We start from the raw sequence: 21,443 nt of genomic DNA on the forward strand, positions 1-21,443 counted from the left end.
CCCTGCTGCCGTTTTACCTTGAAGGAGGTTTTTTATTATTTAACCCAGATACACTATAACACAGGTAGAGTGTGCACTTCTATGCACTCTTTTCTGGGAGACTGAATTTCTCCAATGCAGTACTATGAATATAATGAATCCTTCTCCAGGAATAATCCATCTTCACCGCAATATCCTCCCACTTCATCCCTTTTATGTACCGGTACATCAGCACGTCCTTTTCATTTTCATCTTCCAGACGCTCTATCCGGTCTTTAATCTCCTTGAACCTGCTTACACACTTATATCTGGCCTTTAAAATCTTTCTCTCTAATCTGTCCACCCGCGCTGCATATCCAGATAAGTCTCCTCCACCGGAAGCATGGGGCATACCATCCTGGATAACAGAAGGTAGCATCTTTCCCAATCTCAACTCCACCAGTTCCTCCTCTAAGCGTTGCAGATGCCGCTTTTCCTTCTGGTATCCCCTTAGATACTTCTTCTTTTCCTCATTTTCTTTTTTGATGTCCAACGGCCTTCCCTCCCCAGTGATATTTCTTCCTGCTTTTCTTGTCCAGAATCTGAATCTCTAATAGCTCAAATCCAAGAAAACTTAGCATCTCTTTAATGTGAACGGCAATCTGCCGAACATAACAGTTCTGCTCTTTCGTAAGGTTCCCGATGGCCTCCTGCTCTGTGGGTACCGGATACCCTTCTGCGTTTTTCATCGTCACTTTCTCGCCTCCCAGCTTCTGCAGTCCTCACATCGCTTTTTGCTGCTTACCAGATAGCCCTTTATTCTTGTTGCCCTTGGACAGGATGGTTGTACATAGACTGCAATCTGGCCGCTGCTTATTGCGTGTTTACAGGTCTTATACTTCTGTTTCAATCTTTTTCGGCTCCTTTCTCCGGACGGTACGGCTTTGGCCTTTCTCTCCACGCAATAACACTTTTTGACAAATACTTATTTATCGGATCGCCTCTATAGTTATCGGCCCAATAATGCACGCCGTCTACATAGGTTTGCCTACCAGATAAATGTTGCCCCGCCAAAAACTGCCATGTGCATACTACGCTTTCGCCTTTTCCGTTTATAACAGTCACATCATAAACACCTTCGATTTTCGGCAAACGTTCCTCCGCCGGAATCCAATCGTCATTCATGTGCTTGCGGATGATGTCTTCCACATCCGCGTACTTTAGCAGACATCCATCATCCATATCCGTTATGACTGGTAAATCATCGATCTCTTCCATAATTTTTTCTAACATCTTAATCTCTCCTGTTCTATCCTCTCTAACTGCCGGTTTACTTTATATTCTAACTGCTGCCTTACCTGGTCTTCTTTTCCATGCTGCATCGCAAGCTGCGCGCACATGATTATGACGTCTGCAATCTCTGACCAGGTATTATCCGGCAGATAGACCAAACCTTCATACTCAAATGGATTGGCAGCGTTTTCAAGCTCCTTTAGTAATTCCTTCGCTTCCTCTATGACCTGCAGCCACTGTTTTCTTCTGCTGTAATGCTCTGCTATTTTCCTTATCTTCCCTTCCAGGGTTTCCTGTTCTATTATCTCTATCAAAGACCATACCTCCTAACCAGTTCCTTATATCTTTCGTCAAAATGCAGCTTATCTTTTTTCTCCAGGGATTCCATTAACTCTGTTACGGTTACTTCTCCCTCCTGCCTTTATTTCCCCTTTTCTGAAGCTCCCTGGTAACTGCTAATACAAGCTCTTGGAATAGAACAGATTCATGATGTTTTTTCTCTAATCGTCTCACATCTTCTACATAATTCTCCCAAAATTGGTCTGATTCATCTGGATTGCTATGCGCTCGGAAGAGCTTCCAAGCGTCTGTAAATAGTTCATAATACTGTTTTAATTCAATATTATCCATGCTCCACCTTTCCACAGTTACCAACTGTTACCATTTTTTTAATCCTGTTACCGCTGTATGGTAGCCCTTGAGAACCGCATAAACACTATACTTTTTATGATTTTAAAAACCCGGTTACCAAGTTACCGTCTATTTTGTATATAAAAAATTTTTTCTATTTCTTTTTTGAAAATATAAAATATTTTTTTATTCTATATAGAAAGCGTCTGGTTACCCGGTAACTTTGCCACTTTTTGGTAACCCTTCTACTTAAATGGTAATTCTTCCTGCATACAGTCGTCCACTTTCACGAACCCATTTTCGTCGGTTTTTATACCAGCCTCCGTTCTTAAAAATACACATCTGTAAGCCGTACCATTGATTTTCTTAACCTTTGTCGGCCGGCCGCCTTGTGTTTGGAGCAGCCCCTCCCTATCAGCCCATGAAAGAAAGGATTTCTTTGAAAATCCGCCCGATTTACACAGTTCATCAAAGGCTTGATTGTAAAAGACAATATACTCATTTTCAATCATACCCCATTTCTCACAGCTCGTTCCCATATCAAAGCGCTGTCCATTCATTGCAACCTTGTCCAGAATGTACTGATAGCACCTTTCGTTGTCTGACAGCTCATTTCGGTCTATCAGCAGTTCTTTTGCTTCTTCTATGGAAATATACTGCCCGTCCTTAAATAAATGCTCTGTGGCTATCTTATCGGCTGTCAGGACAAGGGAAACGGAAAGCGCCTGCTTCTGCATTTTGTCTGTATCAAAAAGCTGTCTTTGGAAGTCTTTTTGTATAGCCCTAATTTCTTCTATACCCAACTTTTTAATAATCTCTACAAATCTTCTCCCGGCAAAACCATAATTTTTCTTTACTATGTCAGCGGTCTCTTGCGGGTCTTCATAGACCTTTTCGCCGCACTCCACTTCTACAATTCGGTTAATAGCGCCGCCCTGATTGACGTAGCTGTTTAAAGAACGCTCCCCGTTAACGAGAATACAATTCTGCCAACGGTTTTCCCTGTTTACACCTAATTCTTTGTTAGAACGGCTCTTTCCTTTACCCGAACACAAATCATAGACAACGCCCTCAAAATTATCCCGGATTCTGGCTGATGTCTTGCTTGTATCATCTAAAATCATAGGCAGGTGATTAAGCATATCCGCTTTTGCTTCCAGGGCCACGTCTGTAGTCTTAAAATCCCCTATATACTGACTTTCCCCCGGATTCGCCCAGACAGACGCCGCAACCATAAGCGTTACAGTCTTTCCGCCCTCTGTCTCTCCCCACAAATCCACAAAAAAGGGAAGGCCGCCCAGTATTCCTACTAAAACACTGGCCAAGGACGCCGCCAACATAAATTTAATTTCTTTTTTTCCGGTTTTTCTCAGTTCATAAATATGGCTATACCACTTACTTTCCTTTCCATGCTCCTGTATGGATTCAAACAAATTTTTAAACCTGCTGTCCCCATCAAAAATAATTTCCGTATCGTAGGGAATAAATTTGTCCTTTATCCAACCCAGTTTTCCACTGGAATACCGTACTTCTATATATTCATCATTCAGGTTTTCCACATCTGACAAATACCTTACAAGGTGCTTTGCATTCTCACTTGTTACAGCAATTCCCCTGGCGGACAAAGCAACGATCTTACTCGCAGATGTAATTAACGTTTTCGGTACAACGATTTCTTCCCAACGCCCGGAACGTTTATAGGCAAGCTTTATCTGCTCCTCACCCGTTTCAAGATTTTTTAATCGCTCTATTGGCAATATTGGGTGATAGCAGGCAAGCAGATCAGGCGCCATAGGATTTGGGTTATACTGATAGATTCCATTATCAGACGCAATCCATGTTTTGCATTTCATGTTGTCATATGGCCCTGTAAAATTCGTCCAGTTTTCCAAAAGTGATGGGCTGTATTTTTTTTGTTCCTGCCTCTTTAGGTCCCTTTCGACACGCCTGTAAGCGGATACCAATTCCTTAAACTCTGTTTTCACCCTCAATTCGGACGCCCTCAGCCCCAAAGACGCCAATAATTCCGCCCGGTATAGTTCGTCCTCTTGGTCAAATACCTCCTCTAAAATCTCCCTTGACAAGATTGATTCTGCCGTTAGTTCATTCAAGGGAACCATGTTACCACCTGCTTTCCAATCCGTTTAATTCTGCGTGCCTGTAAAGCTCCAGTTGCAGGGCATTATAACAGTCACACCACACCTCGCTTAACGGTTTTGCTCTCTGCAGATACTCCCTGTATATATCTATCTTTTTTGCATTAAGCAATCGTTTTTGTTTGTCCCGTTCCCTTTGCTTTTCTCGCATTTCTTTTCTTTTGTTTGCCCGGTATATTGCCAGATTAGAAGAGAAAGAAGGTTTCTCATAAATCCCGCCCAATGCCTGAAACGCTTCTTTAAATCCTATCCCGTCCATTTGCTGGATAAAGGCAAAAATATCCCCGTGTGCTCCGCAACCAAAACAATGAAAATCCTTGTCGTAAATTTTCATGGAGGCTTCCCGGTCTCCTTTATGGAACGGACAGGGAATAAAACCTGCCCGGTTTGGATAAAATCCATATCTTGTAACAATTTCACGCATAGAATATGTCTGTTTTATGTCTTCTTTTGTCATTCTCCCAATCCCTGTAAATGCTCTTTCAGCTCTCTGTAAAGGATATCTTTGATGAGTTTCCCACTCGTTTCCTCTTTACAAAAGTCTAATTGCATACCATACCTTGCCCGGAAAGCGTCTATGCTGGCAACCAGAGCCTTTTGATTGTACTGGCTCCGGTACTTACCATTATAAACTTTCTCCCAGCTTCCGCCTTCCACCAAAAGGTAAATTTTGCACCCCGCTTCCTTGGCGCGTTCGAATTCCCGTTCAAATCGTTTCCGTTCCTTACCAAAACACAGGCACAGCTCGTCCAGATTCATTTTTCTTTCGATTGCCACTCTGGAAGAGAAGTCAAGTTCTTCCCCTCCAGGCAGCGTACATTTGCAAGAATAGTCACCCTGTTCCAGCTTCTGTCTCTCATACGGAAGACCTGAGGTTTCTATGCGGGCTTTTAATTTTTGAGTAGGCTGCTCCCTGGTATCTACTAGCAGCACCATACTGTCCAAACATTTTTCTAATTCAAAAGGCGTCATATTGTAAAACCTCTTTAGAATGGAAGCTCTTCGTCAATTCCGTCCGGAATGTTCATAAAGCCGTCTCCCGCTGGCGTGCTTCCTGTTGGATAACCGTTGTCTTCTTTTTCTTTTAGAAGAGTGTCTGCCGGAATCTTAAACTTCCCAGAACGGATTTTTTCTGCCGTCACCAAGCTGTGGCAGTTTGTAAAAAAGCCATGTCTGCAGCCAAATTCATACTCTTTGTTATTAAATAAGGCGCCGATTGCTTTTCCTTTTAGAGTTTGCTCGTCCCAATTCCAATGATAGCCGGAATTTGATTCTTCAAAGTTGGAAATTACCGTCTTAAACCTGCGCATGGTCCAGCTGTCCTGTTCAGAACCATCATCCTTCGGAACCCTAAGCCGATAGGTGCCCTTCCATTTCTTATCTTCCTGATTCTGCGCTCTGTAGTTAGCAGCATAGAAGTCTTTGTATTCTCCTTCTGCTATATCAAAAGAAAGAAGGATTACATCTCCCCAGTTATTTTCCTGGTACTTTACATCTAAAATTTTCAGGACATAGCCCCCTGCCGGCAGCCTTTCCTGTTCCGAATATACCTGTGCCGCTTCATAACCATTTAATTTTTTCATTTAAAAATCCTCCAATGCTTCTATTACTTTTACAATATCGTTTTCGATTTCAAAACTTCCAAAAGCCCCCATAGGACTTTTTGCTGTGCTATTCTTTGCCTGGGTTTCAAAGAGATATTTTCCATCCACGCATTTAGCGATAAGAACCGTAGTAAATTTGCTTTCCAGCACAATCTTGTCCAATTTTTTGCCGGACGTTTTAATCCGCGTGAACATATAACCTGCTTCATCATGGTCTGTCTGGGTATGGGCTGTAAAGATTACCGTTAAATCATCTCGCAATTCATGTGCATAGCATACCAAATCCCAAACACAGGCAGCTAAGTCAACCCATTTATCATAGCCCTTTTCCTTACTCCGGCGCATTTCATCCGCCACCATGAGCCCGTTAAGGGTATCAATTACGACCACTTTTTTATCTTTCCATTCCGTTTCTAATCTTTTCAGCCCAGCAAATACCTGCTGTACAAAATCTGTCCTGATGTAGTTTTTATTCGCAGTGTTGTATTGCTGCTTCCAGCCCTTCCATGACAGCCCCTTTTTATCACAGTCTATGTACAATGTAGTTTTGGGGTCTAAATTCCGCATACTCGTGGTTTTGCCGGAACCGGATTCCCCTGCGATACAAATGACTTTACTCATTCCTTATTCCTCCCTGTCAAATACAATCAAATCATTCTTAATTGCCTGTACAATTATCAGGCTTGCTACCTGCTTTATGCTCATAGTGGATTCGTTTACTACCTCCGCCAACGCTTCACTTGCTTCTTTGGTAAGTTTAATAGTCCCCTGTTCATTTACTGTAACTTTCTTGCCGGGAATGTGGATTTTATTGTCTTTCATGTTACTCCTCCTATCGAATCTGCAAGTTCTGTTTTTCCACCAGCTTAACACCTGGAATTTTGCTCCCGGCTTTCATCTCTTGCTTTGCCAGTGTTTTGTCAACGGTGGGTTCTGCATATTTCAGATACTGCTCCGGTATGTCTCCAATATTTTCAATTTCCACAGCCTCTGATTTTCTGTAGGAAATGCTTACCTTTGGAGTCTTAAACTTCTTCCCTCCTAATGCGCTGGAGAGATATTCCTTCAAAGAAGCCGCTTTATTCTCACAATTCTTCTGTCGTGCTGCCAAAGCGTCTTTTTCCTCTTTAATCGCCTTTGCGTCAGCCAAAAGGTTTTTAACCCAACAGGCGATGCCTTCCACCTTCTCATCAAAAGCAAGCTGCAGCGCTTCCAGTTTTTCCATATCTACAATTTCTCCGGTTTCCAAATCAACACAATTCAAAATTTCATTATTAATTTCATATAATGTAGCCATTATTTTGCCTCCTCCAAAAAATTTTTATATCCTTCTACATCAATTTCGATTGGTTTCATTTGCTTTTCCTCTCACTTTCTGTTAAAATACAGCTAAGGTATTTTGAGAGCACCTTACCTTTGATTCCCGGATGTCCGGCAAGACTATGTCCGGGAATCTTTTTTTGTTGCTTTTTCTTCCATCCAGGCAATCAGACCGGCATATGTAACCGTAAAGACCAAAACGCCTGTAAAGTAGCTCGCTGCCCCTCTCCACATCCAGAAGTCCATCTGACAGGTTAAAAGAGCAGCCAGGACGGAAATAATTAAGTTCTTCATACTTCCTCCATGATTTTAATCTTCTCTTCATGCTTTCTTTGAATTTTCTAAACGTACCGTATAGATACAATTTTCATTCCGATATACGTCATAGATATTTTTGTGTCCATTCTTTCTCCTGTACGCCTGAATACAAGATAATTTTTTCTTCGCTTCTTCCGGCGTGTCATATTCAAAACACATATTTTTCATCTTCCCCAACAGGAAGGATTCAAGCGCAATGATTTCATCACTTTTTACCGCTCCCCGAAAAGATTTTCTTTCTGGAAGCTGTACATTGTACTTGATATTCATATCTTCACCACCTTTAAAATTGATATAAACCAAATTGTCATATGTAACAGTTTCGCCGTAACTTATACCATCTGTCCCTGGTATCACTTCATCCAAGCTGATTGTTTTAATCTGTCTTGACTGCCGTCTCTGTTCGTTCCCGATTGCTGAACGCATAGCATAAAAAGCAACAATTTCAAAATTGTATTTATGTAATTCAGGAATAGCGAACCATCTTTTAACGGAACGCAAATAACGAAAAATAACCACATCATACCATTCATCAAACGGAAGTCTTCTGATATTCAGATACTTACTAATTAAATAGTGGTTATCAATTGCAAACTGTTGTTCCTCGACTGTCAAAGGGGAATTTAAAGAATCATTTTTCATACGCCCCACCGATTAAATTTCAGTCAGGCAAACCAGTCTGACGAATTCAAAGATTTTACTCCTGAAATTAACTTCCTTATGCTGAATTTGAGGCACTAGATATTTACCCCCCCCCTTATATATCTGCGAACTTGTTCACATTGATAAAATAATCCCATCCATCATTCCTCCTTCAAGTCACTTTTCTTCATATCCGTTCTCCTCTTTTTCCAATAACTCTAAAACCCGGTAGGCTCCCGGAAATCCTTTGCCTAAATGGACGTAGAGCCCTCCAACAACTAAAGGCTTATTTCTTGTAATCCGTCTGCTGCGCTTTGCCTGGGCGCCATTCCAGTCTTCCTTTACCACTTTATAGGTGTACATTCTTCTCTCCTTTCCTCTTATATCAAAATCTTAGCCCTTTCTTCCGGCGGCATCTCCAGTCCATCCAGTATCTTCCACAATTCCCCCAGAGTAACCGTTTCCGGGTGGTTAAAACGTTTATTGGTTGTCCCATGCTTCATGCCTATCTTTTTTGCAAGAGCCTTTTGGTCTGTGTTTTGTTCCAGGATTCCGTTTTTTAAAATTTTAGTGGTTCTGGCCTGTCGTTCCTGTTCTTTGGTTAAATATACAGTTGGCATAAACACTCCTCCTTCTTGAATTTTTCTTTGATACCTGTTATCTGCCGTCGCTTTTTTATTCTGCTTATGTGAAGAAATCACAGATATTGAAATACTTCCATTAACAAAATAAACAACATTGCCGCAAATGCTACTGCCTCTGCAACGTTCTCTATCCCTTTTTCTTTTGCAAGAACAATTAAAAGGAATGCCAATGCCATGCAGAGCCACATATATTTCACCTCCTCCTTTCCTGAAACACTGCTTTTGCAGATAGAAATCAAATGTTTCATATTAGCTAAGGAAGTATTCGATAGATACTCCGAAGTAGTCAGCTACCTTTTTGAGTTTCTCAATCGACGGAGAGCATTTATACCAGCTACGGATTGTCCCGTTCCCAAAAGACAGTTTTTTCTCAAGGGATGTAATAGAAATACCGTGCTTTTTTGCAAGCTCTTCGATTTTTTTTAAAATCATAGTTGCCTCCTTTCTTTGAAATATGTAGGCTACATTGAAAATTTTCTATCCTTATGTTATGATTCTTCTATGCCATAAAGGCAGGGAAGGAGCGTGGTCACATTGACCAAACTTTTGACTTTGCCTGTTCCCTTAATATGAGGTCGCCCCTCGTGGCACCAAGGCACGTAAAACTGGGTTAAGGTAGATTACTGATATGGCGTTACTGTGGCATGCACCACGAAAAAATGCTGGGCGATATTCCCGTAAAATATCTCACCATATCAAGTGCTCCTCATAATGCGTCAGCGATTAGGCATGTTGCAGAACCAAAACTGCGAAAGTGACAAAGTACTTCATAGAAGCACTTAGTTGCGTTAGGTGTGGCGAAAGCCTGCAAAGTACATAGGGTAAAAAAATTTGGGTAGAAGCCGATGGAGACGCAACCTCTATCGGCTTTCTACTTTTTCAATGAAGCTTACACATAAAAGTCGAAAATATTCTATTTGTCATTGACTTTGTATAGAAAATATTCTATAATCAGAATAACCACAAACGACGTAGAATTTTTTATATACATCCATCAGTACGTAGAACGTTTTCTACTTCATGTTTGTATTATAACGATTATTTTCTACGTTGTCAACTCTTTTGTAGATTTTTTTCTACACCCAGAAAGGATTGATTATGACGACGTATGACGTAATTGCAGAACTTTGCAAAGAGCGCAATCTTGCTATCACAGCACTTGAGCGCGAACTCGGCTTTGGTCGAGGATCTATTGGTAAATTAAGAACGGGAAGCACAACACTCGAACGGCTTCAAAGAATAGCCGATTACTTCGGAGTTACTGTGGAATATCTTTCAACTGGAAAAGAAGAAAATAAAAAAGAAACCCAACTCAAGCCTAAAGACGAAAAGGACATAAAAGAGATTCTTGCCAGCACCGAACAATTACTCAAACAGGATGGACTCATGTTCGACGGCGATCCAGCATCGCCTGAAGCTATCGAATCCATTCTGTCAGCTATGCAAATCGGCATGGAGATGGCAAAGAAAAAGAATAAGGAGAAATACACTCCAAAAAAGTATAAAAAGGATTGATATGATGAAAATTAAAAGGCTGGCGGATTCTCTGGTCGGGAAGTACAATACACGGAATCCCTTTGAGATTATCAGCAGTCTCAATGTTATAGTTGTCTTTTATCCTCTGCATGGGGTAAAAGGATTTTATCAGTACTTTCAGCGTAACAATATTATCTATATTGATGAAACATTATCCAGCAATGAAAAACTGTTCGTCTGTGCTCACGAACTCGGACATATGCTGTTACATAAAAAGGCGAATGTAATTTTTATGGACTCGAGGACACAACTCAATACAACGAAATATGAGATTGAAGCCGATCGCTTTGCAATGGATTTATTGCTATCCGATGCAGACATAGAGAAGCATCTTGACTTCACTACCGCACAGTTTTCGCGATTGTTCGGATATAGTAAAAAGCTAGTGGAATTGCGCCTGAAAGATTTTGATTAATATGGTATTTCTTGGGGAAACACAAGAGGAAACGCTTTACCATGGTAAAGTGAACGGAGGGAAAGAACATGAAAACTATTAGTCTTATAAACATGAAAGGTGGTGTTGGGAAAACCACTATGGCAGTTAACTTAGCTGATTTTCTTGTAAATAGAGAATCCAAAAATGTACTCTTAGTAGATGTGGATCCTCAGTTTAACGCCACTCAATGTGTATTATCTGGAAAAGATTATATCAATTATATTAAAAACAATGGCTACACTATTGTAGATATTTTTGATAATTCTTCCCATATTGTCACATCAGTTGTTAAAGGAAATAAGGCAAATGCCCCATTAAAATTCTCGGATATTAAACCCATAAAATCTTCTCGCGGATTTTATTATATTCCCGGAGCATTGCAGTTATTTAAATTGGAAATGGCTGCTGGAAGTGGACGAGAAAATAGATTGCGTAATTATCTAAAAACATTAGAAAATAAATTTGATTACGTAATCATTGATTCCCCTCCAACCCCTTCTGTCTGGATGATTAGTGCACTTATTGCGTCTGATTATTATCTTATTCCGGTAAAACCAGACCCGATAAGTATGACAGGTTTAGATTTGTTGCAAGGCATAATTAATGAAAGAGCTGATAATTATGGCTTTGATTGTAAATGTTGTGGTATAGTCTTGACAATGGTCGATTTACGATCTACTTTACACGAAGAAGCACAAAATTACTTCTCATCAAACGCAAGATGGAATAATTTATTGTATGGAAAATTCTTATTAAAACGCACACAAATAGCTCGAGGTCAATTACGTAATCAATTTATTAGAGATCTGGATGACAGCAAATTAAAAATGGATTTTTCAGCAATTGTCAAAGAATTTATCAGGAGGACTGGAAAATGAAACAGGAACGTAATAAATCAAAAAAAGATTTTAATAAGGCAGTAAGTTTTATTGAAGATTTATGCTGGCTATTGGATTCCCAAAAAAATACAAACTATAGCGAAGTGCTAAAAACTATATCAGATTTGAAAGAACAGTCTGTTAAAGCTATAGAACCAAGCACAGATGACTTAATTGGAATACTTCCGCAACTGCTAACAGATAAAGCGTTATTTACTACAAATAAATCTTTAGCACAATTTTCTGATGAAATTCTTGGAATAGAGATTTTAAATTGGCATAAAAGATCTCGTTATGAAATGATAGGTGTTATAATTTGTAAAGTACAAGAATCACCTACCATAGCTACGGGAATATCTAAATATGTACTAACCAACATAATGCTTAATAAAGAACAAATACGTGAATATCAAAAAGAAATTGAAAAATCAAATAATCAATTCCTTTGGAATGAAGCTATTCACAAGATCGTTGAGATGGAGAAAAATGAGTAGACGTATACAACAAGATTTCATTGATTTGATTTCCTATTTTGAAAATTATGACTTAAGTACCGTTTTGTCTGAGGAAAAATTTAAAGAAAATGCAAAATGCATTCATAGAAAATTATATTCTTTTCTTGTTTTATCAGGAGAACTTGAATATCAAAGAATTTTTGAAGGTACACACGATGCCTACAAAAAGTATTTTAATGAAATAGGATCTGATTTAATACTTGCATTTTTTTGCTGGGTAAGCGGAGCGTATAAACCCGCAGAACTACAATTAAGAAGTAGCATTGAAAATTTTATCAAAACTTTTATTTACAACGAAGATCATACCATCATATCAAATAAAAATGTTTATGAAATATTTGAAATTGCTACAAACTCTAATATATTCAGCCCTCCTATTTGCCTGAAACATCTTAATTCATTGAAAATGCAGTATTCAACCCTATGCGCATTTGTACACAGTAGTTCAGAAAAACTTTTTCAAAACAATGCATTATCTTTACTACCTAGATACGATAATACATTAGCATGTGAATTTTGCGCTAATTTTCAAGGAGTTTTAAATAGCATGTTAAGTATTTCTTACTATACTTTTTATGATAACATTTTCCATATGCACGTGGAAAACAGAGAGTTATTCTTACAAGGTCTTTTAAAAAAAGATAAGGTGGAAATTTATAAAAATAAACTAAAATAATTAAAGCATCCCAGCGTTTCATTGCTACTGAGGCAATATAACAGAATAATGTATTTACCGAGGCAGCCGAGGGGCGTGCTGATTCCCGGTCCGAGTCTTGCGGAAAGGGAAAAACTTCTTATGAGTACATATGAAGAATTAAGCTTGATTGTAAGCGTTGCTTTACTGATTGTAGCCATTCTGACTTATACAAATAAGAAATAGCCGCCCTGCTCTCTGGAAAAGAATAGGCGGCTAAATCTTAGCTAAATATTGTACCAGGACGGGGGAGCCTTACCCTCCCTTACTGGCTGTCTTGTTAAGTATATTATATGTCAAGTCTATTTATTTGTCAAATTTAAAAACCGTCCCGATGCGCCAACACCAGGACGGTAAGTGTAATCCGAAGATATACACCGCTATTCAAGTATATTGTATCATCTTCGGAGCAGCCATACAATCCAGAACATTTGTACTGGCTGTTATTTTTGTATTTAAAATTAAGAAAAGGAGATGATTTTATGCCAACCGCAAAGAAATTACCAAGTGGCTCATGGAGGTGCCAGGTGTATAGCCATACCGAGGAGATTATTCAGCCGGATGGAAGAATTAAAAAGAAAAGAATTTATAAGTCTTTCACATCAGATATTCCGGGCCCCAAAGGCAAAAGAATAGCGGAACAAATGGCCACTGAATATGCTGCGAACAAGGAAATTTACGGACGCGGAACTGACATAAGCCTGGGCGAAGCCGTTGACCAGTACATACAGAACCGGGAAGCCGTTTTGTCGCCCCGTACGATTGTCGATTATAAGCGCATCCGCAAAAACGCTCTGCTCCCACTATCTGACATTAAAATCAGCCGGCTTACGCAGGCGGATGTACAAAAGAGTGTAAATCTGTATGCACAGAATCACAGTCCAAAAACTGTGCGTAATATGCATGGGCTTATATCTGCTGTATTACGCCAATATCGCCCGGATTTCACCCTGAATACCTCTCTGCCTAAAAAAGTACGCCCGAACATCTATGTGCCGTCAGATGAGGAAATACAGCGTCTCATAGCATATGTCAGTGGCAGCGTAATGGAACTTCCTATTCTCCTGGCGGCTTTTGGCCCGATGCGCCGGGGTGAAATCAGCGCACTTGATTCCGGCGATATTACCGGGAATGTTGTCCATGTATGTAAGAACATGGTTATGGACCAGAATAATGTCTGGATTATAAAGCAGCCAAAAAGCTATGCCGGAGACCGCTACATACATTACCCGGACTTTGTAGCCGCTAAATGGCAGGGCATTACCGGACGCATTACTCCCCTTGCTCCTAACGTCATCACTGACAGATTTAACCGGATATTAAAGTCTGCCGGCCTCCCTCACTTCCGATTCCATGACCTGCGCCACCCTTATGTCAAGTCCACGACAAAAAAATATTTATTTTTTCTTGTCCCCACAATCCAGCTTTCTTGATAGGAATTTTGCCGCCTCCCGTTTCTGTTCGGCGGCAAAAAACGCATGAAGTCGCTCCTTTTCTTCCGGCAGCATACACCCAAAAGTTGTGCCGCCTTTTCTGCAATAAAACGCAATCCGCATAATCAATCCCTTTCCCTCATTTGTGAGTTGTCAAGCTGTCCCTTATCTTAAAGGCAATATCTACCCGTTTATCAGGATAAACATAAATCTTATCAATCAGAAGATCAACTAATTCCGACGTCAGCCCATCGCTTTCCGTCAGCATCCGGGAAATATCCATCTGCTGGCGCTGGTGCTGCCGTTCTTCCTGTTTGGCTTCAAGACGGGCCATGACAACCGCTTTGGTATTCTGTACTTCCAACAGTTTTTCACTGATCTGCTCTTTTTGATCCTTGTATTCCGGGAGCGGAATCCTGCCGGAAACAAGAGCTTCATACAGTTTCCGCTTTTCTTCCTGCAGTTCAAAAATCTGTCGGTCAAAGTCAGCCTGGCGTATAGCAACGGTATCTATCTTACGGAGATCCTCTAAGCTGTCAATACCGAAAGCTACCTGAAACTGTTTGCATAGCAATTCATATACAAGCTGATTCAGTTCTTTTTCCCGGATATGAATGTTATAGCAGTCAAGTGAAGGAATCGTGCTGGAAAAGCGACACCGGTAAGATGTCCCATTTGCCAGGTGCAGGGCATGTTTACAGCATCCGCAGATAACCTTCCCACGCAGGAGATAGTCGTGTTTTTTCCTATTTGGAATCTTAAAACGCTGAATAGAGGCATTGGCTTTTGAAAAGATTTCCTCATTCACCAGCGGTATATGATGGTCCGGTATTTTGATCCAGTCGCTTTCCGCTTTGCTCCGCATCTTGTGGCCGCCGATTTCTGTAACCTCTCTTTTGCCAATCACATAAGTGCCCATATATCGTTCGTCAGCAAGAATCCGAAGCACCGTAGAATTGCACCACATTCCGTGAGTTCTTGAAACATCGTGTGTCTTAATCCCTTTTCGGGCCTTATGCTCTCCGGGTGTGGGAATCTGCTGACGGGAAAGTTCCCGCGCAATATCGGTTGCGTTCATGCCATTTACGGCATACTCAAAAATTTTCTGTACTACTTCGGAAGTCTCCGGGTCCGGCACCATCCGTCCGTTTTCCCCTTTGCGATAACCGTAAGGGCAAATTTTACTTTGGTATTCGCCCCGCTGGAACTTCAGGTATTTGGCCGTTTTGGTCTTTACCGACATATCACGGCTATAATACTCACTGATTAAATACTTGAAGGCGACTTCCATACCTCCGGTATCACCTTTTAACTTTTGGGTGTCAAAATCATCATTGACAGAGATAAAGCGGGTATGAAACAGCGGAAATACCCGCTCGATAAAATAGCCGGTTTCCAAACTGTTGCGGCCAAACCGAGAAAAATCTTTTACCATGATACAGTCAATCCGATTGGCCCGTACCAGGTCAAGTAATTCCTGCACCGCAGGGCGCTCGAAGTTTGCCCCGCTGTACCCGTTATCTACAAATTCCGTAAGTTCCGCATTAGCATATTCCGGCAGTTCAGAGGCATATTCCCGAAGGATGTTTCTCTGGCTGGAAATACTCATACTGTCTGTTTTTGCGTCCTCCAAAGAGAGACGGATGTAAAGAGCAATCCTGTACTTCTTCATTCTGCCTCCGCCTCCTTAAACGCCTCAAATTCTGCGCGGAACGTGAATTTTACATCTACCTGTTTATCCGGGTAGACTGTGATCCGCTCAATCAACCGCTCAATGAGGGCGGCAGTCAGGACGCCTCCGCTCAAAAGTTCCTGTTCGTCTTTTTCCAGATCTTTGCACTTTTCAGCCTGCTTCTGGCGGACATCAGCCTGCTTTTCGTAAAAAGCAAGCTCCTTTTGCGCTGCCTGTATCTGCTTTTCATAGGTCGCTTTCAAGTCGAAGTATTCTTCACTGTCAATCGCACCGTTCATCAGATTTTCATAAAGAGTCTGCAAAAGCTCACGGCTTTGATTAAACTGCAGCTTTGCCCGGTTGACTTTCTCACGGGAAGCAGCTTCTTTTTCGTGCTTTTGCATGTTGTCTTTCAGAAGCAGCGCGTAATCCCCCAGGACGGCGGCAAGTTCCCTTTTAAGAATATCCAGTATCGTTGCGATCAGCTCGGTTTCGCTGATGGAAACGCCAGTGCATTTATCTTTATGTACCCTGGTAGGGGTCAGGCAGTGGAAGCGATATGAACCATTGCATTGTTGGCGCTGCCGATGCAGGCTTCTCCCGCAGTCTCCACAGAAGATACGCCCCTTAAAAATATTGGGCGTGTATGGGATAACCGGGTGCTTCTTGCTTTCCTCGGCCACTTCTGCCCGGTACTTCTGAACGGCATCGAAAATCTCTTTGGAAACGATAGGCTCATGGGTTCCAGTAACGACAATCAGGTTTTCCTCGCCTGCGGGCACCTGCCGGTGAAGGACCGTTTTTGTTCGCCCTTGCACCATGTCGCCGGTATATTTATCCTCCTTCAAAATCTTGGCAACTGTCCAGGTCTGCCAGTAGCCGCGCCCTGCTAACGCCTGATGGGTGATCTCCCCGGTTTGCATCTTATACATTCCGGGAGAAGGGTAGTTTCCTTCATTGAGCAGAAGCACAATCCGGTTGAGGGGGACTTTTTCATAAGCCCACTGGAAAATCTGGCGTACCACAGGAGCCGCCACCGGATCAATAATCAATTTGTGGCAGTCATCAGGGTCTTTCATATATCCAAATGGCGCCCTGCCACCCACATACTTGCCCTCTTTCATATCTTGACGGGCCTGGGCCTTTATCTTACGTCCTATGTCCAGAGCATAGGCTTCGTTAATCATATTTTTCAGCGGAAGGATAATACCGCCGTGGAGATTATCAGGATTTTCAGAATCAAATTGATCCGTAACGCTGATGAACCGGACATTATGGGAAGGGAAATACCGCTCAATGTAATATCCCGTGTCAATGGCATTGCGTCCCAGGCGTGAAAGGTCTTTGACAATCACACAGCCTACTTTGCCGGATTCAATATCCGAAAGCATCCGTTGGAAGCCGTCACGGTTAAAATTCGTTCCTGTTGCTCCATTGTCGATATAAATGTCATAAAGACGCAGTTCAGGTTTTCCCAATAGGAATTTTTCGAGAACCAGCTTTTGCGTTTCGATAGAATTTCCACGTTTATTGTTATCCTCCACAGACAGCCGGATATACAGCGCCGTGCTGATAAACGGGGAAGCAGGCATGGCAGCCTGCGCCATAGTATGTTTCCTGCTCTTTCTCGCCATTTCAGACCACCATCCTTTCCTGTACCGGCGTAATCAGGGCGAGGGCTTTTTCATATTCGTCCTGATAATTAAATTGAATCTGCAATTCGTCTTTCCCCAGCACTGTAATCACCTGCACAAGTTGGATCACCGCCTTGCGGTCCAGTTCTTCCAGATCGGAAAAACGCCTGAAATTCTCAATCCAGCGATTCCGCTCACTCCGGTTTTCCATTACATCGGTCCGTTTTTCCTTAAGGGCAGCAACCGCCTGTTCCAGTTGGGTGATACGGGCGCTGTAACTGCTTTTGTTATAAAGGAACTCCGACTTGTCCAGAAAGCCGTTTACCATGCTCTCATACAGTTTCATCTTATATTGACGAATCTGCTCCAACTGCTGCTCATTCTGGGCGATCTGCCGCGAATACTCCTTGATAAGTTCACGGTTGATACGGCTCTGGTCTATGCCGGATAAGATTTCATCCAGAGAGACTACATTGGCAATAAACCCTTTCAGGCTGTCCCGCACGCACTCCATCAGCTCATGTTCCTTTACCATGACCGGATGGGCGCAGCCGTTCTTCTTTCCGGTGGGACAATAGTAATAGTGATATTCTTTGTCTTTGTAGCGGTTCGTTTTGCGTACCATCCGGCTGCCGCAGCAACCGCAGACCAGTATGCCGGAAAACAGATAGACTTTATCTTTTTGGGGAGATGTACGGGTGTCCAGGTTGCGAATCCTTTGCACCAGGTCAAAATCGTTCCGATCAACAATGGCTTCGTGAGCATTTTCCACGCGAACCCACTCGGAGGAAGGGCGGCTCTCCATTTCTTTCAGTTTGAAGTGCTGGGAACCCTTTCGGCCCTGGACCAGCGTACCGGTATAGGTTTCATCCTGCAAGATCCGGGTGACAGTATTTGCCGACCACCGGCAATCCTTCCGGTCTGTATAGCCTTTCTTGGCATGGGGAAGGCCATAATACTTTTTATATGCCAAAGGAGAGAGCGTACCCAGCCGGTTCAGCTCATTCGCGATGGCGTAGGGGCTGAATCCTTCCAGGCGCATCCTGAAAATGCTCCGCACCACCTGGGCAGCATATTCGTCTACTACAAGAAGATTATGGTTATCTTCGGATTTACGATAGCCGTAAACCGGGAAAGCTCCAACGAAATCCCCATTCTTACGCTTAGTTTCCAGGGAACTTCTCGTCTTAATGGAAATATCCCGTGCATAGGCTTCATTCATAATGTTCTTTACTGATACAGTCAGGTCATCGCCTGCGCTCTCATTGAGAGTATCGATATTGTCATTGATGGCAATAAACCTCACGCCATAGGCCGGAAAGACACGGCGCATATAGCGGCCAGTCTCAATATACTCACGGCCAAGACGGGAAAGGTCTTTGACGATGACACAGTTAATCTTTCCCTCCATGATGTCATCCATCATTTCTTTAAAAGCCGGACGGTCAAAGATAACCCCGCTGTACCCATCGTCTACCTTTTCGGAAACCAGCTCGATTTCCGGGTGACGGCTCACGAAATCTTCGATCAGCTTTCGTTGATTGCCGACACTGTTGCTTTCATTTGATTTGTCATCCGTATAAGATAAGCGGATATATTTGGCAGCTTTATAAACCTGCATAGAAAAACACTCCTTTCATCACGGAAAAATCCCCGCAATTCAAGGAGTGCAGTCTGCGTATCAGTATTCAATTCCTTTTCCATGTTTATTATAACGCTCCATGCGGGAAAAATCAGCCCCCAAAATAAAAAATATCAATAATTTTCAGCGTAGGATTCCGCGGAGGCATTCTTCCAGGGTAGCGCCTCCCTGGGAAAAACTTGCCCTGACAACAAATCCGCCGCATTTGAAATGATACGGGTCCCGGATCTGCCGGACAAACTCGGCAATCCTTTCTTCCCGCGGCAGGTCCTTATTGACAGATACATCCCGGATGTCGGCAAGTCTGTCTGCTTCCGGGGTATGTATGACCGTATAGGCCGGTGTTTGAGTCATAACAACAGCTCCTTTCTTTTCATACTGGATCATCAAAATCACATGAATAAGGCCGGACACACGAAAAGAGCGGCCCGGCCTCATGGTATCTGATTTCGATTTTATAAGAATCCATGCCGCTGCTCGAAAATCAAAACAACGGCATGGATGTTTTCTTGGTAACTTGCCGTATTTGCCACGCCCCCCGGCAGGCCCTTTTCCGGGCCGGGGATGCCACAGGCTGCGGCCAGCTTTACCGCATCATAGCCCTGCTCGTGCCGTCGCTTCGCCAGAGCTAACGAACACAGAAGGGACTCCCCCCAAGTCTTTGACGGGTCGTGAGAAAGTATCATTATACCCTGTATCAGTCATCGCGTCTGGCCTGCCACAGCCAGATCAATGGATAGCGTAGATCGCTCGGACGGCTGGGCTTCATCACCTCCTTAAAGCCGCCTGTCATCGCGCCGCTCCATTTGCCGCTCGGAATACAGGGAAAGTACCTATGGCACCGTATATGCAGTTTTCAAGGTCCAGATGAAGGATTGGGAGCTTGTCTGCATATACAGGTGGGTGTGGCACCGTTGAAGGTTCTCACTCACCGAAATGGCATTGTCCCAAAAAATTGTCCTTCTATAAGTCGTGACATTTTCGGGGGTACATTTATAGGGGGTTTAGAAATTTTCTTCTAAAATTTTTTCCAGACGCCGAAGTCCGCGCCGAATACTTTCATGGACAGCATGGAGAGAAACACCTTCCATCTTGGCAATATCCATCAGGGTAATGCCGAGAATATAGTGAGCGTACACACGCTGGCGTTGTTTCTCTGGCAATGAAGAAATCGCCTGGTACAGCCGTTCTTCCTCCAGGTGCCTTTCTACGATCTCCTGCAGCGTTGGGGTAAAAAGAACAGCTTCGCGTTCAATATCATCCCCATAATCAAGAGAAAGGAATGCCTTATGCCGGTATGTACGGCGGCGATATGCCACTTCTTTCCGCTGATATTCTACCAGCACATCCACAACCTCATCGGGCAGGCTGATAAACAGATCCGTTTTATATATTTCCGGGTAAAATTCCCGCAGATTGATTTCTTTCATGGTAATCCTCCAATTTCGATTTTTGAGTGGGTTAATGGACAAATCGAAATCAGAGGGGCGGTGATCTACACCGTACAGGTCCGGCGGCAGGCTTGTCCTGCGCCTTATCTGTAAAAAAGAGCGCCCACCGTACAGCGGTAAGCGGCGCCTGTCGTATTCCGTCACCATCTGACGGAGCAGAATGGAAAATGCAAAATCCTGTCGAATGGAAAAACCCCGCAATCCATCGCAGGATTACGGGGTTTAAATCTCTTTTATATGATCGGCTATGTCGAGGCCGGTATTCTGACCTCGGCAGCATTTTCCATGCCCTCCTTTAGTGAAGGAGAGCAGAGTTACCTATTATGTCCACCTCCCTCATTTTGGGGCATTATATAGGGATAAATGCTATAATTCTTCCAGAAGCGTCATGGTTTTACTGAATTTAATCAACAACACATGACAAAATCAGGTATTATCCACACAACAGAAAAAAGAAAACTTAAGGGTGCGGCAGAAATACCGCACCCTTTCTATATTTCAAATTTGTAGCCTACACCATAGACGCTTTTTACATAATCCGGCAAGTCGGGGGCAACCCGGAGTTTCTTTCGCAAGTTGCTTATGTGGTTGTTGATCGCTTTCCGGGAATAGTAGGAATAATCCTCGTGCCATACCAGATCCAGGAGCATTTCATAAGTGAACACCCGCTTTGGATTCAGTATGAGCAAAGCAAAGATTTCAAATTCCTTGACCGTTAGCGGAATTATCTGGCTCCGTACAGTAACAAGGCGCTGCTCTAAGCAGAAATATAAAGCACCTTCCCGGATTTCTGTCAACGGCTGATCTGCCTGCGGAGGAATAAAATACTGGCCTCGAAGAAGTGTTAAGTATGGGACATCAGCCGGAATATTGCCAGCCTCATAGTCACGAACAAACTGAGCCAGCTCCTTCTTTTGACTGGCAGAAAGCAGAGCAAACAGCTTTTCACCGATCTGCTTGCCGGAATCTTGTAAATCCAATACGGCT

At 42.6% G+C, this 21,443-nt stretch carries 31 protein-coding genes; 6 read left to right on the plus strand and 25 right to left on the minus strand.

Translation table 11 applies throughout. The features are described from left to right. Positions 1 to 79 precede the first annotated feature (79 nt). The 19 genes from B5F53_RS15280 to B5F53_RS15365 form a co-directional block, all read right to left on the minus strand. On the minus strand, positions 80 to 511 hold the full coding sequence (locus B5F53_RS15280; protein ID WP_087225012.1) for a hypothetical protein: 432 nt from the start codon (positions 509 to 511) through the stop codon (positions 80 to 82). Then, positions 489 to 713 carry a hypothetical protein gene (locus B5F53_RS15285; RefSeq protein WP_140398255.1) on the minus strand — a complete coding sequence of 75 codons (225 nt, stop codon included), beginning with the start codon at positions 711 to 713 and terminating at the stop codon, positions 489 to 491. Before B5F53_RS15285 ends, B5F53_RS15280 begins: the two co-directional genes overlap by 23 nt. Further along, on the minus strand, positions 710 to 868 hold the full coding sequence (locus B5F53_RS19955; RefSeq protein WP_162610627.1) for a hypothetical protein: 159 nt from the start codon (positions 866 to 868) through the stop codon (positions 710 to 712). Before B5F53_RS19955 ends, B5F53_RS15285 begins: the two co-directional genes overlap by 4 nt. Beyond that, entirely contained in the window at positions 865 to 1,251 is a 387-nt protein-coding gene (locus B5F53_RS15290; protein ID WP_087225018.1) for a hypothetical protein, read from the minus strand. The genes B5F53_RS19955 and B5F53_RS15290 overlap by 4 nt, the downstream gene beginning before the upstream one ends. Next, positions 1,245 to 1,565 (minus strand): hypothetical protein, encoded by a 321-nt coding sequence (locus B5F53_RS15295; protein ID WP_087225021.1) that lies wholly within the window; start codon positions 1,563 to 1,565, stop codon positions 1,245 to 1,247. Before B5F53_RS15295 ends, B5F53_RS15290 begins: the two co-directional genes overlap by 7 nt. An 88-nt stretch (positions 1,566 to 1,653) precedes the next feature. Then, the gene (locus tag B5F53_RS15300; protein WP_087225024.1) at positions 1,654 to 1,881 is read right to left on the minus strand and encodes a hypothetical protein; all 228 of its coding nucleotides are present in this window, start codon (positions 1,879 to 1,881) and stop codon (positions 1,654 to 1,656) included. Between the two features lie 245 nt (positions 1,882 to 2,126). After that, a complete protein-coding gene (locus B5F53_RS15305; RefSeq protein WP_087225028.1) occupies positions 2,127 to 4,001 on the minus strand; it encodes a DUF927 domain-containing protein in 1,875 nt (624 codons plus the stop codon). A 1-nt stretch (position 4,002) separates the two neighbouring features. After that, entirely contained in the window at positions 4,003 to 4,494 is a 492-nt protein-coding gene (locus B5F53_RS15310) for a CHC2 zinc finger domain-containing protein (RefSeq protein WP_087225031.1), read from the minus strand. Beyond that, positions 4,491 to 5,009 carry an ERCC4 domain-containing protein gene (locus B5F53_RS15315; RefSeq protein ID WP_242970344.1) on the minus strand — a complete coding sequence of 173 codons (519 nt, stop codon included), beginning with the start codon at positions 5,007 to 5,009 and terminating at the stop codon, positions 4,491 to 4,493. The genes B5F53_RS15310 and B5F53_RS15315 overlap by 4 nt, the downstream gene beginning before the upstream one ends. 14 nt (positions 5,010 to 5,023) lie before the next feature. After that, positions 5,024 to 5,620 (minus strand): hypothetical protein, encoded by a 597-nt coding sequence (locus tag B5F53_RS15320; RefSeq protein ID WP_087225034.1) that lies wholly within the window; start codon positions 5,618 to 5,620, stop codon positions 5,024 to 5,026. Continuing rightward, positions 5,621 to 6,262 carry an ATP-binding protein gene (locus tag B5F53_RS15325; protein ID WP_087225037.1) on the minus strand — a complete coding sequence of 214 codons (642 nt, stop codon included), beginning with the start codon at positions 6,260 to 6,262 and terminating at the stop codon, positions 5,621 to 5,623. A 3-nt stretch (positions 6,263 to 6,265) separates the two neighbouring features. Continuing rightward, positions 6,266 to 6,463 carry a hypothetical protein gene (locus B5F53_RS15330; RefSeq protein WP_087225040.1) on the minus strand — a complete coding sequence of 66 codons (198 nt, stop codon included), beginning with the start codon at positions 6,461 to 6,463 and terminating at the stop codon, positions 6,266 to 6,268. 10 nt (positions 6,464 to 6,473) lie between these two features. Beyond that, positions 6,474 to 6,938: a siphovirus Gp157 family protein gene (locus B5F53_RS15335; protein WP_087225043.1), complete on the minus strand. Its 465-nt coding sequence runs from the start codon at positions 6,936 to 6,938 to the stop codon at positions 6,474 to 6,476. 143 nt (positions 6,939 to 7,081) lie between these two features. After that, complete coding sequence (locus tag B5F53_RS19960; protein WP_162610628.1) at positions 7,082 to 7,255, minus strand: hypothetical protein; 174 nt, start codon at positions 7,253 to 7,255, stop codon at positions 7,082 to 7,084. A gap of 27 nt (positions 7,256 to 7,282) precedes the next feature. After that, positions 7,283 to 7,921: a hypothetical protein gene (locus B5F53_RS20435; protein WP_242970345.1), complete on the minus strand. Its 639-nt coding sequence runs from the start codon at positions 7,919 to 7,921 to the stop codon at positions 7,283 to 7,285. A gap of 177 nt (positions 7,922 to 8,098) precedes the next feature. Further along, the gene (locus B5F53_RS15350) at positions 8,099 to 8,284 is read right to left on the minus strand and encodes a hypothetical protein (protein WP_087225046.1); all 186 of its coding nucleotides are present in this window, start codon (positions 8,282 to 8,284) and stop codon (positions 8,099 to 8,101) included. A 17-nt stretch (positions 8,285 to 8,301) separates the two neighbouring features. After that, complete coding sequence (locus tag B5F53_RS15355; RefSeq protein WP_087225049.1) at positions 8,302 to 8,541, minus strand: hypothetical protein; 240 nt, start codon at positions 8,539 to 8,541, stop codon at positions 8,302 to 8,304. Positions 8,542 to 8,618: 77 nt separating this feature from the next. Beyond that, on the minus strand, positions 8,619 to 8,762 hold the full coding sequence (locus B5F53_RS19965; protein WP_162610629.1) for a hypothetical protein: 144 nt from the start codon (positions 8,760 to 8,762) through the stop codon (positions 8,619 to 8,621). A gap of 52 nt (positions 8,763 to 8,814) precedes the next feature. Continuing rightward, entirely contained in the window at positions 8,815 to 8,997 is a 183-nt protein-coding gene (locus tag B5F53_RS15365; protein ID WP_087225055.1) for a helix-turn-helix domain-containing protein, read from the minus strand. A 666-nt stretch (positions 8,998 to 9,663) separates the two neighbouring features. Here B5F53_RS15365 and B5F53_RS15370 point away from each other — a divergent pair. From B5F53_RS15370 to B5F53_RS15395, 6 genes are all read left to right on the plus strand, one after another. Continuing rightward, positions 9,664 to 10,080 carry a helix-turn-helix domain-containing protein gene (locus tag B5F53_RS15370; RefSeq protein WP_087225058.1) on the plus strand — a complete coding sequence of 139 codons (417 nt, stop codon included), beginning with the start codon at positions 9,664 to 9,666 and terminating at the stop codon, positions 10,078 to 10,080. 1 nt (position 10,081) lies between these two features. Next, complete coding sequence (locus B5F53_RS15375) at positions 10,082 to 10,516, plus strand: ImmA/IrrE family metallo-endopeptidase (RefSeq protein WP_242970346.1); 435 nt, start codon at positions 10,082 to 10,084, stop codon at positions 10,514 to 10,516. Positions 10,517 to 10,584: 68 nt separating this feature from the next. Next, positions 10,585 to 11,415: a ParA family protein gene (locus B5F53_RS15380; protein WP_087225061.1), complete on the plus strand. Its 831-nt coding sequence runs from the start codon at positions 10,585 to 10,587 to the stop codon at positions 11,413 to 11,415. Further along, the gene (locus B5F53_RS15385) at positions 11,412 to 11,909 is read left to right on the plus strand and encodes a hypothetical protein (RefSeq protein ID WP_087225064.1); all 498 of its coding nucleotides are present in this window, start codon (positions 11,412 to 11,414) and stop codon (positions 11,907 to 11,909) included. Before B5F53_RS15380 ends, B5F53_RS15385 begins: the two co-directional genes overlap by 4 nt. Beyond that, entirely contained in the window at positions 11,902 to 12,606 is a 705-nt protein-coding gene (locus tag B5F53_RS15390; RefSeq protein ID WP_087225067.1) for a hypothetical protein, read from the plus strand. Before B5F53_RS15385 ends, B5F53_RS15390 begins: the two co-directional genes overlap by 8 nt. A gap of 500 nt (positions 12,607 to 13,106) precedes the next feature. Beyond that, complete coding sequence (locus B5F53_RS15395) at positions 13,107 to 14,057, plus strand: site-specific integrase (RefSeq protein ID WP_140398256.1); 951 nt, start codon at positions 13,107 to 13,109, stop codon at positions 14,055 to 14,057. 139 nt (positions 14,058 to 14,196) lie between these two features. Here the strand turns inward: B5F53_RS15395 and B5F53_RS15400 are convergent, their stop codons facing one another. The 6 genes from B5F53_RS15400 to B5F53_RS15435 form a co-directional block, all read right to left on the minus strand. After that, positions 14,197 to 15,729: a recombinase family protein gene (locus B5F53_RS15400; RefSeq protein ID WP_087225073.1), complete on the minus strand. Its 1,533-nt coding sequence runs from the start codon at positions 15,727 to 15,729 to the stop codon at positions 14,197 to 14,199. Beyond that, on the minus strand, positions 15,726 to 17,363 hold the full coding sequence (locus tag B5F53_RS15405; RefSeq protein WP_087225075.1) for a recombinase family protein: 1,638 nt from the start codon (positions 17,361 to 17,363) through the stop codon (positions 15,726 to 15,728). The genes B5F53_RS15400 and B5F53_RS15405 overlap by 4 nt, the downstream gene beginning before the upstream one ends. A gap of 1 nt (position 17,364) precedes the next feature. Continuing rightward, positions 17,365 to 18,984: a recombinase family protein gene (locus tag B5F53_RS15410; RefSeq protein ID WP_087225078.1), complete on the minus strand. Its 1,620-nt coding sequence runs from the start codon at positions 18,982 to 18,984 to the stop codon at positions 17,365 to 17,367. Positions 18,985 to 19,128: 144 nt separating this feature from the next. Beyond that, entirely contained in the window at positions 19,129 to 19,359 is a 231-nt protein-coding gene (locus B5F53_RS15415; protein ID WP_087180054.1) for a DUF6870 family protein, read from the minus strand. Between the two features lie 650 nt (positions 19,360 to 20,009). Then, a complete protein-coding gene (locus B5F53_RS15425) occupies positions 20,010 to 20,435 on the minus strand; it encodes an RNA polymerase sigma factor (RefSeq protein ID WP_067536939.1) in 426 nt (141 codons plus the stop codon). Between the two features lie 512 nt (positions 20,436 to 20,947). Continuing rightward, the gene (locus tag B5F53_RS15435) at positions 20,948 to 21,436 is read right to left on the minus strand and encodes a winged helix-turn-helix domain-containing protein (RefSeq protein ID WP_140398257.1); all 489 of its coding nucleotides are present in this window, start codon (positions 21,434 to 21,436) and stop codon (positions 20,948 to 20,950) included. Positions 21,437 to 21,443: the final 7 nt, after the last annotated feature.

The sequence above is a fragment of the Blautia sp. An249 genome (genome assembly GCF_002159835.1).
Taxonomy (GTDB): Bacteria; Bacillota; Clostridia; order Lachnospirales; family Lachnospiraceae; genus Blautia_A; species Blautia_A avistercoris.